At 51.0% G+C, this 13,520-nt stretch carries 15 protein-coding genes; 13 read left to right on the forward strand and 2 right to left on the reverse strand.

Annotated elements, in window-relative coordinates:
* The first annotated feature begins 221 nt into the window (after window positions 1-221).
* The 3 genes from ACFORK_RS08240 (at window position 222) to coaD (ending at window position 2,539) form a co-directional block, all read left to right on the forward strand.
* Entirely contained in the window at window positions 222-479 is a 258-nt protein-coding gene (locus ACFORK_RS08240; RefSeq protein WP_379197562.1) for a DUF3973 domain-containing protein, read from the forward strand.
* A gap of 949 nt (window positions 480-1,428) precedes the next feature.
* Complete coding sequence (rsmD, locus tag ACFORK_RS08245) at window positions 1,429-2,037, forward strand: 16S rRNA (guanine(966)-N(2))-methyltransferase RsmD (RefSeq protein ID WP_379197564.1); 609 nt, start codon at window positions 1,429-1,431, stop codon at window positions 2,035-2,037.
* Window positions 2,021-2,539, forward strand: a complete 519-nt coding sequence (coaD, locus tag ACFORK_RS08250) for a pantetheine-phosphate adenylyltransferase (protein WP_379197566.1) — start codon at window positions 2,021-2,023, stop codon at window positions 2,537-2,539. Before rsmD ends, coaD begins: the two co-directional genes overlap by 17 nt.
* On the opposite strand, the gene ACFORK_RS08255 is transcribed toward coaD, so the two are convergent.
* Complete coding sequence (locus ACFORK_RS08255; protein ID WP_379197568.1) at window positions 2,511-3,749, reverse strand: nucleoside recognition protein; 1,239 nt, start codon at window positions 3,747-3,749, stop codon at window positions 2,511-2,513. The two genes, coaD and ACFORK_RS08255, sit on opposite strands and share 29 nt — an antisense overlap.
* A gap of 158 nt (window positions 3,750-3,907) precedes the next feature.
* Between ACFORK_RS08255 and ACFORK_RS08260 the strand changes: the two genes are divergently transcribed.
* The gene (locus tag ACFORK_RS08260) at window positions 3,908-4,945 is read left to right on the forward strand and encodes a SepM family pheromone-processing serine protease (RefSeq protein WP_379197570.1); all 1,038 of its coding nucleotides are present in this window, start codon (window positions 3,908-3,910) and stop codon (window positions 4,943-4,945) included.
* Here ACFORK_RS08260 and ACFORK_RS08265 read toward each other — a convergent pair.
* The gene (locus ACFORK_RS08265; protein ID WP_379197572.1) at window positions 4,935-6,176 is read right to left on the reverse strand and encodes a nucleotidyltransferase; all 1,242 of its coding nucleotides are present in this window, start codon (window positions 6,174-6,176) and stop codon (window positions 4,935-4,937) included. The two genes, ACFORK_RS08260 and ACFORK_RS08265, sit on opposite strands and share 11 nt — an antisense overlap.
* A 160-nt stretch (window positions 6,177-6,336) precedes the next feature.
* Between ACFORK_RS08265 and ACFORK_RS08270 the strand changes: the two genes are divergently transcribed.
* From ACFORK_RS08270 to fabF, 9 genes are all read left to right on the forward strand, one after another.
* Window positions 6,337-6,849 carry a YceD family protein gene (locus tag ACFORK_RS08270; RefSeq protein ID WP_379197574.1) on the forward strand — a complete coding sequence of 171 codons (513 nt, stop codon included), beginning with the start codon at window positions 6,337-6,339 and terminating at the stop codon, window positions 6,847-6,849.
* A gap of 62 nt (window positions 6,850-6,911) precedes the next feature.
* On the forward strand, window positions 6,912-7,085 hold the full coding sequence (gene rpmF / locus ACFORK_RS08275; protein ID WP_026263995.1) for a 50S ribosomal protein L32: 174 nt from the start codon (window positions 6,912-6,914) through the stop codon (window positions 7,083-7,085).
* Window positions 7,086-7,348: 263 nt separating this feature from the next.
* Complete coding sequence (fapR, locus tag ACFORK_RS08280) at window positions 7,349-7,945, forward strand: transcription factor FapR (protein ID WP_379197577.1); 597 nt, start codon at window positions 7,349-7,351, stop codon at window positions 7,943-7,945.
* Window positions 7,929-8,918, forward strand: a complete 990-nt coding sequence (plsX, locus tag ACFORK_RS08285) for a phosphate acyltransferase PlsX (RefSeq protein WP_379197579.1) — start codon at window positions 7,929-7,931, stop codon at window positions 8,916-8,918. The genes fapR and plsX overlap by 17 nt, the downstream gene beginning before the upstream one ends.
* An 8-nt stretch (window positions 8,919-8,926) precedes the next feature.
* The gene (locus ACFORK_RS08290) at window positions 8,927-9,916 is read left to right on the forward strand and encodes a beta-ketoacyl-ACP synthase III (protein WP_379197581.1); all 990 of its coding nucleotides are present in this window, start codon (window positions 8,927-8,929) and stop codon (window positions 9,914-9,916) included.
* Between the two features lie 80 nt (window positions 9,917-9,996).
* Complete coding sequence (fabD, locus tag ACFORK_RS08295) at window positions 9,997-10,920, forward strand: ACP S-malonyltransferase (RefSeq protein WP_379197583.1); 924 nt, start codon at window positions 9,997-9,999, stop codon at window positions 10,918-10,920.
* Between the two features lie 61 nt (window positions 10,921-10,981).
* The gene (gene fabG, locus ACFORK_RS08300; protein ID WP_379197585.1) at window positions 10,982-11,731 is read left to right on the forward strand and encodes a 3-oxoacyl-[acyl-carrier-protein] reductase; all 750 of its coding nucleotides are present in this window, start codon (window positions 10,982-10,984) and stop codon (window positions 11,729-11,731) included.
* Between the two features lie 122 nt (window positions 11,732-11,853).
* Entirely contained in the window at window positions 11,854-12,087 is a 234-nt protein-coding gene (locus ACFORK_RS08305; RefSeq protein WP_019911228.1) for an acyl carrier protein, read from the forward strand.
* A 191-nt stretch (window positions 12,088-12,278) separates the two neighbouring features.
* A complete protein-coding gene (gene fabF, locus ACFORK_RS08310) occupies window positions 12,279-13,517 on the forward strand; it encodes a beta-ketoacyl-ACP synthase II (protein ID WP_379197587.1) in 1,239 nt (412 codons plus the stop codon).
* The last annotated feature ends 3 nt before the right edge of the window (window positions 13,518-13,520 follow it).

The following is a 13,520-nucleotide window of genomic DNA, read 5'->3' on the forward strand; positions in this document are numbered from 1 at the left end:
GAGGTCACAACCAAACCACACGAGCTAACCAGGCTAACGAGAAGAAAACCACACAAGCTAATAAGAATCACATCACACAAGTTAACGAGAATCAAACTCCACAGACTAATAACTAGAATCAGACCGATCTGAATATTCATCATATCTAGAATATCGGGGGGAGCATCCTAGCCTCCGGAATATATGTTTGAATTAAAAATTATATGAAGAGGTGATTATGTATGTATTATTGCATCGTTTGTTCACAAATACATCAAGGGGAAAATAGCCAAGGAAGTGTTTTCAAGAAAGGACTTTATGTAGACCCAGGAACTGGGGCAATGATTCATTTGGGGATGTGCGAAGAAGAACATAGAGGGGCACAAGACAATATACAATTAACAATCAGTGATAATTATGTGCAATTAAAAACCATTAATAGTTGGCTACCGGTGCAGCAATCAGCTATAGAACATTCAGAATTTGGCGAATATCATTAGGTGGCAAAACGAGGTGGCAAAAACGGGTGATATCCTCAATGGAGGACAGCATCCGTTTTTTGTGTGCATTTATATAATCCATTTCATTTATTTAATCTATTTAATCTATTTCATTTATTTAATCTATTTCATTTATTTCATCGATTCATCTATTTGCATCAATTGCATCGTAAAGTTGGCCTAGCTCGCGCTGTTCCTAACTAAGGGCAATTTCGTACCTTATTTTTACCTTTTTGGACCAAATTAATGGAATAAGGGCATTTTTGCATGCTATTTTATGGAGATTCCGGATAAAAGCATGATATCAGAAGATTTAAGGTGCAAAAATGCTCTTAATTTGAGCTCATCATCATTTTCACACAATTTAAGGTACAAAAATGCCGTTATTTACACTTTGGTGAGGTACAAGGCGATCTCCGTTTTATTCGAGTGGCACATTTTGCAGTTAGAGTGCCGAGTGGTACATTTTGCAACTAGAGTGCTTTGTATCTGCTTTCTTTTGTCCATCGTACAAAGTTAACATTCTTATGGAAAATCGTAAATGGTGTTTTATAAATAGGGGCTCATAAAATGGACTCATGTAAATATAAATTTGGTGTATTGAAAATGAAATCCCCTTGCTACGTAAGGGTTCGTAAACGAAAAATCGGGCACCCCTTTCGGAGTGCCCTTTCATGGGAGAGGAGAAACCGGACGAAGAGCTTATGGGGAAACGTAAGCCTGCTCCGCGGTTGTCTACGACATTTTGTGATGTCGATAATTACATGATGTCCCGGCTTGCTCGTTCTTATACATACGACTTGAGAAATTGCTTGGAAAAGATGGGAGACCGCTCGATCCGACATAATGATACAAACTTTTTATTTCGGCGGGCGAATGTGGTACGATAGGCGTGAACTTGTGCCCTTTTTGGCATAATAAACAGAGATATAAGCAGGTGAGCAAAATCGTGAGAGTGGTATCGGGAAGTGCAAAGGGGAGGCCCCTCAAAAGTGTTCCGGGAAGTGGGACAAGGCCAACAACCGACAAGGTCAAGGAAGCGATATTCAGCATGATTGGCCCTTATTTTGACGGGGGATCGGCGCTTGATTTGTTTGCCGGTACAGGCGGATTGGGGATAGAGGCCCTGAGCAGAGGTATGGACAACGCCGTATTTGTAGACATGGAGCCTAAAAGCATAGACACTGTGCGTGCCAATCTGAAGGCAACCAAGCTTGAGGGTCAGGCAGAAGTATACCGAAATGATGCGGGCAGAGCGATTAGCGCTTTGGAAAAGCGGGGGAGACGGTTCGATCTAGTGTTTTTGGACCCGCCCTACAGGCTGAAGCATGGGGAGGAACTGATGCTGGCTCTGGCCGAAAAAGGGCTGTTGGAAGAAGATGCGACGATTGTCCTTGAGCATGAGTCAGGATATGACTACCCTGAGGATATCAAGGGATTCTACAGAGCGCGGCAGGCTGTGTACGGGGAAACAACAGTCGCGATTTATCAGTATGAAGCCGCTGGACCGGATGAAACCGGAAGTGGTGGGGAGGAACAGGATGAGTCAGCCAATTAGAAAAGAGCGCATTGCCATATATCCGGGAACGTTTGATCCGGTCACCATGGGGCATATGGATATTATTCATCGTGCGGCCAAGCAGTTTGACCGTCTGATCGTGGCAGTGCTGAACAATTTAAGCAAAAATCCGCTGTTTACAGTGGAGGAACGTACTGACCTGCTGCGCCAGGCTACAGCGGACATTCCTAACGTGGAGATCGACAGTTTCAGGGATCTGTTAGTTAACTATGTCCGGCAAAAAGATGCACAGGTCATCGTACGTGGAATACGCACCGTAACGGATTTTGAATACGAACTGCAGAATGCTTCCATTAACCATAGTCTTAGTCCGACTGCGGAGACTATTTTTATGATGACTAACCCGAAATATTCGTATCTGAGTTCCAGCGTGGTGAAGGAAATTGCCCATTTTGGCGGCAATGTCACGGAATTCGTCACACCAGAGGTAGAGCGGGCGATGAAGCTGAAATTCAACCGGAATGTCGACGAAGTAAAGTAAAGAGGTACACTGCACCAGAAAGCAGCATGAGCAGGACCAACAGAGCGGTTTGCAAACCGAGCAGCTGTGGGAATGCGCTCCATAACATATAAGTCTGTACGTCTCCGGCGGGCAGAGTTTGTGTTCCCATAAAAGCTGGCAGAGTCTTCTCTTGCAGTGACATCAGAGGCTTCCAGAGCAGCAGAGTTAATACAAAAGCATAGCCGCCATGCAGTAGACGGACTGCTGCGAAGGGCAGGAACCGTATGCCTGCCGGTTTTAGCAGTGTCAGCACCTGAAGCTGTGCACAGATGCCGCTCCAGCCCAGCGCCGCCGACAACAAGGCGAAGCCCAGAATACTAGGTACTCCGTTCGTAACTGAAACGGTGGCACCAGCTGTGCCAGTCATGCCGGTCAAAGCCTGGGCACCCAGGTGAAGCTCTAGCAGACTGGCTGGCAGTGCTGCGGGGAGCCAGGGGAATAAGCGGACCAGAATGTTGATGATCACGGCGAAAATAATAATAAAACCGCCTACGACCATCAGATTTTGTACTGCAGTGCCTACAGCTTCGCCTAGTAGCTTGCCGAAGCTTCGGCCATCCTGTGCCCGGGCATGTGCAGCAGCATTTGTGACCCGATGATATAGAGAGTCGCGTTTGTTGTGTGATACGGTGACTGAAACAGCAGGCGTTGAGAGCTGCCACCCCAGCCGGGCGGCAGTGAAGCCTGCCAGCAGGCCTCCGAGCCAATGCAGAACCAGCAGGCTATATCCTGCTGCTGGATGGTGCAGCAGCGCTGCTCCGATAACGATAAGCAGCGTTACAGGGCTTGCAAAATGGACGAGCGAGGCGAGTCTTCCCGCTTCTTTACCGGTAAGGCTGCCCTGCTTGTGAAGCTGGAGGACGCCGCCAGCACCGCCGGGGAATCCGGCGGTGGCACCGAGGGCTAGCGTCCAGCCCCCGGCTCCGGGCAGCCGAAAGACCCGGGTCATAAGCGGTTCTAGCAGCACGCCTATGCCGTGAACAAAGCCGGATGCGGTCAGCATCTCTGACAGCATCAGGAAAGGCAGCAGCGCCGGGAAGACGAGGCTCCACCAGAGCTTCAGCCCTTGTAGCGAGGCTGCAAAGGACGACTCCGGCGAAGCCACGATGGCAGCGGCGAGGAGAATGGCCAGCATCCCGGAGAGAAACGGGATGGACCGGGAGCCAAGCCTGCGTATTTTAGTGTTCATTTCTGGGATCACCTCTTCATAACTTAGGACAGGGTAGTAATGTTATCAATTTATGCAGGGGAGACAACCGTCATGCCAAAGGCTGGTGGCGGTGTTTTTTTGAAAATATAAGGATTTATATGTTTTAGGCTATAGTCAGGGGAAAGAAGGGAACAACCGTGAAACAACTGAAGCGCCGGGCAGGACTTCGCTCTATAGTCTACCTTTGCACGTTTATTGTGGTCGTTTATGTATTTGTATTTATGAGTACGCCATACATCATGTACCAGCCGGGCAGCGCTTCGGAGGTCGCTCCGATGATTAAGGTGGAGAATGGTGATCCCGCCGAACAAGGAACCTTCATGATGACGACGGTTTCGGCCAGTTATGCCAATGTGGCGTTGCTCGTGGCCAACATGTTCAACAGCAATGCAGAGATTGCCCGCAAGGATACGCGGCTTGGAGATAAGACGGAAGCGGAATATGCAGCCGAGCAGGTCTACTATATGAACAGCTCTCAGTCCTTGGCAGTGCAGGCGGCGTATCATGCAGCAGGCATTCCGTATAAAGACATTACGGACTATCTCTACGTGTTCTCTGTTCCTAACCAGGACAATAAGAGCCAGTTCCAGCCGGGAGACAAGATATTGAATGTGGATGACCATGCGGTAACCGATCCGGCGGCCCTTTCTACCCTGCTATCTAAGCGGAGTATTGGCGATAAGGTGAAAGTTACATTGCAGCGTGGGGACAAGAAGCTGGAGGAAGAAGTTACGCTTGTGGAGGTCAAAGATAAAGACGCGGCGGCTGGACGTCCAGGCCTTGGTGTGGTCATTGGTGCGGTTCAGAGGGTGGAGCCCAAGGACCCTGGCAAAAGCGTAAGCTTTGTAAACACTGATGTTGGCGGTCCTTCGGCAGGTCTGATGTTTACTATGGAAATCTACAACCGTTTGACGCCTGGTGATCTTACCAAAGGCCACCGGGTAGCCGGAACTGGCACCATCGATGCAGATGGCACGGTAGGACCAATCGGCGGGGTGAAACACAAAATTGTAGCTGCCGACCGGGCTGGAGCGGAGTTTTTCTTCGTGCCTGTTAAGAATTACGATGAGGCTAAGGAGAAAGCAGACAAGATCAGCACAGCCATGAAGCTGGTACCCGTATCTACGCTCACAGAAGCACTGGACTATATGAAAAAGCTTCCGGTCAAACCCTGACCGGAGGCTCCAGATAATCGCGGTATAGGTCCGCACGCAGTGGCTGCCTGAAGGCACCAGCATATGCAGTAGCGGCCTGAATATCACGGGTAAGCTGAGGATGAGGGCAAAGCGCAGGTCGCAGGACGACGGGCAGGGAGGCGCTTTGCTTCATTTTTTTGAGCAGGGGCCGACCGCTTTCCCGAAATCCGAGCACACGGATGTAGCCGGGACCCTCAGCCAATACGGTAGAGGCCAATTCCTCCTTGCTATGCCCCAGCAAAAGATGGAGTAGTAGGCGCTGAAGGCGAGTACGGGTGTAGCGTTTGCTCTTCACCGCTTGAAGCAGGTCCTCTACCCGGAACTGCTCCAGCTCAGGCATGACGCGCAGCAGTCTGTTCTCCAGCCCTTCATTCATGTCATGGAAGGCCCGCAGCTCGTCTGCGGTGCGGGTGGAGAGCAGATGGAGCAGAGGGCTGCGGAAGCTCTCCCAGTCCAGTGGGCCGCGGCCAGCCGCGACTTCGCGCTCCAGGATGGACAGGCTGTATTCCGGCATATATGGCGCCGGAGAACCACCTTCCTGCAGCAGCCGGCGGATAGCCGTGGCGCTGGCGATCGAGGAGCCAGGCTCTAGCGGATCATGGAAGCCTGCGCCGGTCCGCGGCACAGTAAGCGGAGTGATCTTGCTCTTTAGCCGCCGGAGGGCGATGAGGTAATGCAAGCCGAGGCTGTTGTTCGGCTGGCGCAGAAGCTCAGCCGCGCCGGTTTCCGGTTTCTCCTCTCCCAGGAGAAACCCTTCCCAGGCGGCCGCCGCCGCTGCGCTGTAGGCGGCGGGGAAGCTCTCTCCGAGCGCCATGCGGCGGCGGATTTCGCTCTGAAGCTCGCTGCTCTCTTCGGCAAGGTATGCCGCGAGGGGCAGCAGCGAGCCCAAAGTGCCTGCTTCGGACCCGAAGCACAGGCTGTCCACGACCCCGGTCGCTTCCAGCAGGGCCACGGCCCCGTAGGCGAACCATTCTGCCGGTTGAACGGCATAGGCCACCGGCAGCTCAATCACGAGATCGGCGCCCATATGGAGCGCCATCTCTGTCCGGGCTTGCTTGCTCACCGCCGCCGGCTCGCCGCGCTGGGTGAAGGGGCCGCTCATCACTACGATAGTGTGCTCGGCCCCGGAGAGTTTTTTCGCCTCTCTGTAATGATGAACATGCCCGTTATGTAAAGGATTGTATTCTGCAATAATACCTACCGTTGTCACCGGTACCTCACTCCTGTATTGTTATAATAGTCGGCTTTTGGCTCCTGCCAATAGTTATATCATAATTCTCCGTCTTTTCTGAAACAATATAAAGGGAAAATGGTTGACAAAGCTAACCAATGCTAGGTATAATAATTTTTGTTTGTTTGGAGTGATACTGATGAAGATTCACTTTCGCAAAATTGCGAATGCCGACGAACCCTTGCAGATCCATGAAACTATGGATGTAAGCGAGGTAGTCAGAGGGCGTAAGGATATTCTGGACATTAGCCCCCTCTCAGTTAACCTTAATGCGCTGCCCGCGGGTACCGATCAGGTGAACGTGGTGGGTACGCTGAGTGGAGATGTGGACATGTTATGTGGCCGCTGTCTCAATGAGGCTCATAGTCATTTGAAGATTCCTTTTGCCGAGACTTTCAAGTGGCTGAAGCAGCCAGATCTTCCGGAGGAAGACGAAGATGATGAACTCATCTACGTTAAGGACGAGATTGTGGATCTTGTTCCGTACCTGGAAGAAACTTTCGTACTGCACTTGCCGGATTCGGCATTGTGCAAGGCAGACTGTCTTGGTCTTTGTCAGACTTGCGGACAAAATTTGAACGAAGGCACCTGCAGTTGCGACAACACAGTAGTCGATCCTCGACTTGCTGGGTTGAAAGACTTTTTCAAATGATACATTGAATGAACCTGTCTTCCGCGCTTCGCGGGTTAAAACAAATTAGGAGGTGGAATCACATGGCAGTACCTCAACGTAGAACGTCCAAGACACGCCGTGACAAACGTCGCACTCACTTTAAATTGGCTGTGCCGGGCATGGTTAAATGTGAACAATGCGGAGAATTGAAGCTTGCTCACCACGTATGCAAAGTGTGCGGAACGTACAAAGCAAGAGAAATCATCAAGCAATAGTTTTTGGCGAGATGACGAGCGCTCTCCTTTTATTATAAGAGGAGGGCGTTTCTTTTAACCTCAAGTTACATAGTATAGATACAGATGAGAAGCCGCTCTGGAAGTCAATGCTTTATTTTTCCGGCGGCATGCTTTATACTACATATTAGTACCTGGTTCTAAAATGAACTTATAAGATTTTATATCCATATGGACAGCGGTCATTGTGTGGCCGGATGCTTTTGTCTTCAGCACGTGCCAGGAGGTGAGTCGCCATCGAGCGGATGTCTAAAAAGGATCGTCAGCAGCATATGCTTCAGATTATCGGAAGCAATCCTTTCATGACTGATCGGGAATTGACCCGGCAGTTGAAGGTAAGTATCCAGACGGTTCGTCTGGATCGAATGGAGCTAGGAATTCCGGAGCTGCGTGAGCGTATGAAGCAGATGGCTGAGCATTCCTATGATCAGGTGCGCTCACTGCCTGCGGATGAAGTGGTCGGGGATATAGTAGACTTGCAGCTCGACAGGAGCGGCATTTCCATATTTGAGATTCGTGAGGATCATGTCTTCTCCAGAAATGGCATTGCACGCGGACATTACGTATTCGCCCAAGCCAATTCGCTTGCAGTAGCCGTGATCAACGATGAGATTGCCCTGACGGCTTCAGCTGATATTCGTTTCTTGCGTATGATTCATCTGGGTGAGAAATGTATTGCCAAAGCTCAGGTGCGTTCGCTCGCCGGGCGTGGCGGTAAGGCTGAAGTGGATGTATTCACATATGTTGGTGAGGAAATGGTGTTTCAGGGCCATTTTATCGTGTATCGGTCTGCAGTTGAAGAAAACAGCGAAGGGGGAAACCGCAGTGCGGATCGCCATTGATGCCATGGGCGGGGACAATGCTCCTGAATGTAACGTAGAGGGTGCATTGTCCGCGGCCGCGGAGTGGCAGGATACACAGCTGGTGCTCGTCGGAGATGAGGCCAGACTGTTACCACTGCTGAAGAATATGCCGTCTAACGTGACGGTGCGTCATGCAGGAGAGGTTATTGAGGCAGATGAAGAACCTGTAAGAGCGGTACGACGCAAAAAGGACTCCTCGATGGTCGTTGCCGGACGTATGGTGCGCGAAGGAGAAGCCGACGCCATGATCTCGTCCGGTAATACGGGGGCTCTTATGACTACCGGGTTACTGGTTGTAGGTCGGATGGAAGGCATCGAGCGTCCTGCACTGGCACCGATGATACCAACGCTGGACGATGTCGGTGTGCTTGCTCTGGATCTTGGCGCCAATATGGATGCCAAGCCTCAGCATTTGGCACAGTACGCCCTGATGGGCAGCATCTACCGCAACAAGGTGCATGGAATTGCCAAGCCGCGAGTCGGGTTACTTAACGTAGGTACAGAGCCAGGGAAGGGCAATGAACTGACGAAGGAAGCCTATCCGCTGCTGGAGAATGTGCCAGGTATTCATTTTATGGGGAACGTTGAAGCACGTGATGTACTGACAGGCAACTGCGACGTGCTCGTCTGTGACGGCTTTGCTGGCAATATATTGCTGAAATCGCTGGAAGGGACAGCAGGGGCGATCTTCTCACTTTTGAAGGAGCAATTCAGCAAATCGCTTAAGACCAAGCTCGGTGCAGCGATGCTGATGCCTGAACTGCGGAGTCTCAAAGGCAAGATGGATTACAAGGAACACGGCGGTGCGCCGCTGCTCGGTCTTAGTGGACTGGTCGTCAAAGGCCATGGTTCATCCGACGGCAATGCGGTCAAGAATGCGGTCCGTCAGGCGCGCATTGCACTTCAGGCTGATCTTGTGCCAAGCATATCCAAGGAAATTAGCGGGAAGTGAGTGACTAGATGAAGAATTTGCGGCCAGTTGGGATTATTGGAACAGGAAAGTATGTGCCCGAGAAGATCCTGACCAACAGTGACCTGGAAAAGATCGTGGACACCAATGATGAATGGATTGTGAGCCGGACAGGTATTCGGGAACGCCATATTGCAGCTCCACATGAAGCAACCTCTGATCTGGCGTATGAAGCTTCGCTGAAAGCGCTGGAATCCGCTGGGATGAAGGCGGAAGATCTGGATCTGATTATCGTAGCAACGATTACGCCAGACAGTTCATTTCCTTCGACAGCCTGCATTCTGCAGGATAAGCTTGGAGCGAAAGGTGCTGCAGCCTTCGATTTGTCCGCTGCTTGTTCAGGCTTCGTATACAGTCTGGCAACAGCTGTGGGCTTTATTCAGAACGGAATGTACAACAACGCGTTGATTATTGGCGCCGACACGCTTTCTCGTATTACGGATTATACTGATCGCAACACTTGCGTGCTGTTCGGTGACGGTGCGGGTGCGGTAATTATCGGTGAGGTGCCGGAAGGTCGCGGCTTCCAGTCCTTTGATCTCGGTGCTGAAGGTTCCGGCGGCGATCTTCTCAAACAAGAAGCGGGCGGGTCCCGTCTCCCAGCTTCGCATAGCACTGTGGAGGACAAGAAGCACTACATCTACATGAATGGTCGTGAAGTGTTCAAGTTCGCGGTCCGCATCATGGGGACGGCTACAGAACGCGTGCTTACCAAAGCTGGTCTGAGCAAAGAAGATGTGGATCTGTTCGTGCCGCATCAGGCGAATATCCGTATCATTCAGTCGGCCATGCAGCGGTTGGACTTGCCACCAGAGAAATGTGTAATCAATGTAGATAGATATGCCAATACATCGGCAGCTTCCATCCCGCTTGCACTGGTTGAAGCGGCGGAAGAAGGCCGGATGAAGGAAGGCGACAAAGTACTTATGGTCGGCTTCGGCGGAGGCCTCACATGGGGCGCATCCGTTCTGGTATGGTAATATAACGTTGAACTGAAGAAGATAAAGGGTAGACCGCGCGGAGTTTGGCTGCTACCTTTTACGGGAAGGGGATCAACATTATGGGTAAAATTGCATTTGTCTTTCCCGGGCAAGGTGCGCAGGCAGTTGGCATGGGTAAAGATGTGTATGAGGCAATCTCGGATAGTCGTGCAGTATTCGACAAGGGGGACGAGGTACTCGGATTTCCACTGAGCACGCTGGTATTCGAAGGCCCGGACAGTGATTTGAAGCAGACAGTGAACACTCAACCTGCGCTGCTGACAGCGAGTGTGGCGTATCTTGAGGCGCTACGCGGACTTGGTGTGAAGCCGGATTATGTGGCTGGTCACAGTCTTGGGGAATATAGCGCGCTTGTAGCGGCAGGTGTTCTGTCCTACGAGGATGCCGTTAGACTTGTGCGCCTGCGCGGTCGCTTCATGGAAGAAGCTGTACCAGGTGGACAAGGGGCTATGGCCGCGGTGCTTGGTGCGGAGCGTGAAGCGCTGGCAGAACTGTGCCGCAGTATTTCTGAAGAAAGTGGTCTGGTAGAACTGGCAAATGTGAATTGCCCGGGACAGATCGTTGTATCTGGCTCTCAAGCCGGCGTAGAGAGCGTTGTGCAACGCGTCAAGGAAGCCGGCGGTAAGCGGGCCATTCCACTCGAAGTCAGCGGACCGTTCCATTCTTCTTTAATGAAAGAAGCGGCGGATCGTCTGGCCGACGAACTGAAGAATATTACGTTCAATACGCCATCCGTCCCTGTCGTTGTCAATGTCACAGCATCACCGGTCAGTGATCCTGAAGAAATTCGTGAATTGCTGGTTCGTCAGGTGTATTCACCAGTATTGTGGCATGATAGTGTAGAGTGGATGATTAGCGAAGGTGTAGACACTTTTGTAGAGATTGGTTCCGGCAGCGTACTGACAGGCTTGATCCGTAAAATTGACAAGAGCGTTAAGCTCGTCAACATCAATAGCCTGGAGAGTGCGCAAACATCCTGGTAAGCTGCTCGCTGATTAGGTGTGATAATAGCAGGAAGCATATCTAATGAAAGGGGATAAAACTATGTTCTCAGCATTACGGGGCCAGACAGCCCTCGTTACCGGCGCTTCGCGCGGCATTGGTCGCAGCATTGCGCTGGCGCTGGCGGAGCAAGGCGTGAAGGTGGCCGTCAACTTCGCCGGCAGTGAAGAAGCGGCACAGGAGACTGTGGCGCGGATTGTCGAGCTGGGCTCGGAGGGCATAGCTCTTCGGGGCAATGTCGGCAATGCTCAGCAGGCAGACCAGCTCGTGAAAGAGGTGCTGGACACCTGGGGGCGGATTGACATTCTTGTCAATAACGCTGGCATTACCCGGGATAATCTGATTATGCGCATGAAAGAGGAAGAGTTCGATCAGGTCATCGAAACGAATCTCAAAGGCGTGTTCAACTGTCTGAAGGCAGCTACACGTCCGATGATGAAACAACGTTACGGACGGATCATTAACATCTCCTCGGTTGTGGGTGTGACAGGGAATCCTGGTCAAAGCAATTACTCGGCAGCCAAAGCAGGCATTATCGGCCTGACGAAGTCTGCGGCGCGTGAACTGTCCTCACGGGGAATTACCGTGAACTGTATCGCACCGGGCTTCATTGATACCGATATGACCCGTGAGCTGTCCGAGGAAGTCCGCAGCGGACTGGTGGAAGGTATTCCGCTGGCTCGCCTGGGACGGCCGGAAGACATCGCTAATGCGACAGTATTCCTGGCTTCCGAAGGGGCTGCTTACATGACAGGTCAGACACTTCATGTGGATGGCGGTATGTACATGTAAGCCCCGAAATGGGTCCAAAGCCTTGCTGGACAAGGGATTTGAGGAAGCCGGAAAGCGTTTATAACCGTCTATGGCATTTTGACTTCATATCTCGTATAATACCAAAAGAGGAGGTGAACCGGATGTCCGATGTATTGGAGCGTGTAAAGCGCATTGTCATCGACCGCTTAGGTGCCGATGAAGCTGAGGTAACATTAGAAGCGTCTTTCAAAGATGATTTAGGTGCTGATTCTCTTGATGTAGTAGAATTGGTTATGGAATTGGAAGATGAATTCGATATGGAAATCTCTGATGAAGATGCAGAGAAGATTACGACCGTGGGTGAAGTTGTGAAGTACATACAATCTCATACCTAGAGTCATATGATTGAGAGTCCCGATCCTGCTAAGGCGGGACTTCTCCTCATTTTTGCATCTTAATGGGCTTTGCAGGTGCTTATGAGCGCCGCTTATGAAGATAATTACTGAACCGCAGATGCGTTATTCTGCTGCGGAAATTGCAGTTTATATAAGTTTGATTTTACAGTTAACAGATGAGGTGATTGCGTTTGAGTCATAGAGTGGTTATTACCGGAATGGGCGTAGTGACGTCATTGGGCAAGGATCTGGATACCTTCTGGGACAGTCTTATGAATGGCAAATCCGGAGTGTCCTTGGTGGAAGCATTTGATGTTAGTGAATACCCAACGAGAATTGCAGCTTCTATTAAAGATTTTGATCCGGAAGAGCGCTTTGGCCGCAAAGAAGCCCGCAAGATGGACCGGTTTGTACAGTTTGCAGTAGCAGCCGGCGAAGAGGCACTGAAGGATAGTGGCCTGAAGATTGGCGAAGATATCGACGCTGAGCGGATTGGCGTAGCTGTCGGTTCAGGGATTGGCGGACTTGGTACATGGGAAGATCAACATAACCTTCTGCTTGAGAAGGGACCTAAACGTGTCAGCCCGTTCTTCATCCCGATGATGATCGCCAACATGGGATCTGGACAAGTATCTATCAACCTCGGCGCTAAGGGCCCGAACACAACAACAGTAACTGCTTGTGCAACGGGTAGCCATTCTATTGGGGAATCTCTACGGTTGATCCAACGCGGGGATGCGGATGCTATGATTTGTGGCGGTGCAGAAGCGACTATTCGCCCGACAGGTATGGCCGGTTTCTGTGCAATGAGAGCGATGTCGACACGCAACGACGAGCCAGAGAAGGCAAGCCGTCCGTTTGACACTGACCGTGACGGGTTTGTCATGGGTGAGGGCGCAGGAATCCTGATTCTTGAATCGCTGGAGCATGCACAAAAGCGCGGCGCGAAGATTTACGCGGAAGTCATTGGTTACGGTCTCAGTGGTGACGCGCATCACATGACAGAGCCAGATCCAGACGGAGCGGCACGCTGCATGAAGATGGCCATCCGCGATGCTGGCATTAAGCCAGAGGAGATTGATTACATCAATGCTCATGGTACATCGACTCCGGTTGGGGACAAGTCGGAGACTGAAGCTGTTAAGAAGGCACTTGGAGATCATGCTTACAAGGTAGCCATCAGTTCCACTAAGTCGATGACAGGTCACCTGCTCGGCGCAGCTGGCGGGGTGGAAGCAATCATCTGTGGGCTTTCTCTGCAGAACGGTATGATTGCACCAACCATCAACCTGGACAATCAAGACCCGGAATGCGATCTTGATTATGTACCGAATGTTCCGCGCAAAGCGGACTTGAACATTGTAATGTCGAATTCATTCGGATTCGGTGGACATAACGCAACCGTTATTTTGAAAAAATTCAATCAGTAAGGG

The organism is Paenibacillus sp. GCM10012306 (genome assembly GCF_042649265.1).
GTDB lineage: Bacteria > Bacillota > Bacilli > Paenibacillales > Paenibacillaceae > Paenibacillus_AQ.

Bases quoted from the DNA above. Each gene is read 5' to 3' on its own strand.
- ACFORK_RS08240 (WP_379197562.1), top strand. From the start codon at position 222: ATGTATTATTGCATCGTTTGTTCACAAATACATCAAGGGGAAAATAGC.
- coaD (WP_379197566.1), top strand. From the start codon at position 2,021: ATGAGTCAGCCAATTAGAAAAGAGCGCATTGCCATATATCCGGGAACG.
- ACFORK_RS08255 (WP_379197568.1), bottom strand. From the start codon at position 3,749: ATGAACACTAAAATACGCAGGCTTGGCTCCCGGTCCATCCCGTTTCTC.
- ACFORK_RS08270 (WP_379197574.1), top strand. From the start codon at position 6,337: ATGAAGATTCACTTTCGCAAAATTGCGAATGCCGACGAACCCTTGCAG.
- rpmF (WP_026263995.1), top strand. From the start codon at position 6,912: ATGGCAGTACCTCAACGTAGAACGTCCAAGACACGCCGTGACAAACGT.
- fapR (WP_379197577.1), top strand. From the start codon at position 7,349: ATGTCTAAAAAGGATCGTCAGCAGCATATGCTTCAGATTATCGGAAGC.
- ACFORK_RS08290 (WP_379197581.1), top strand. From the start codon at position 8,927: ATGAAGAATTTGCGGCCAGTTGGGATTATTGGAACAGGAAAGTATGTG.
- fabD (WP_379197583.1), top strand. From the start codon at position 9,997: ATGGGTAAAATTGCATTTGTCTTTCCCGGGCAAGGTGCGCAGGCAGTT.
- fabG (WP_379197585.1), top strand. From the start codon at position 10,982: ATGTTCTCAGCATTACGGGGCCAGACAGCCCTCGTTACCGGCGCTTCG.
- ACFORK_RS08305 (WP_019911228.1), top strand. From the start codon at position 11,854: ATGTCCGATGTATTGGAGCGTGTAAAGCGCATTGTCATCGACCGCTTA.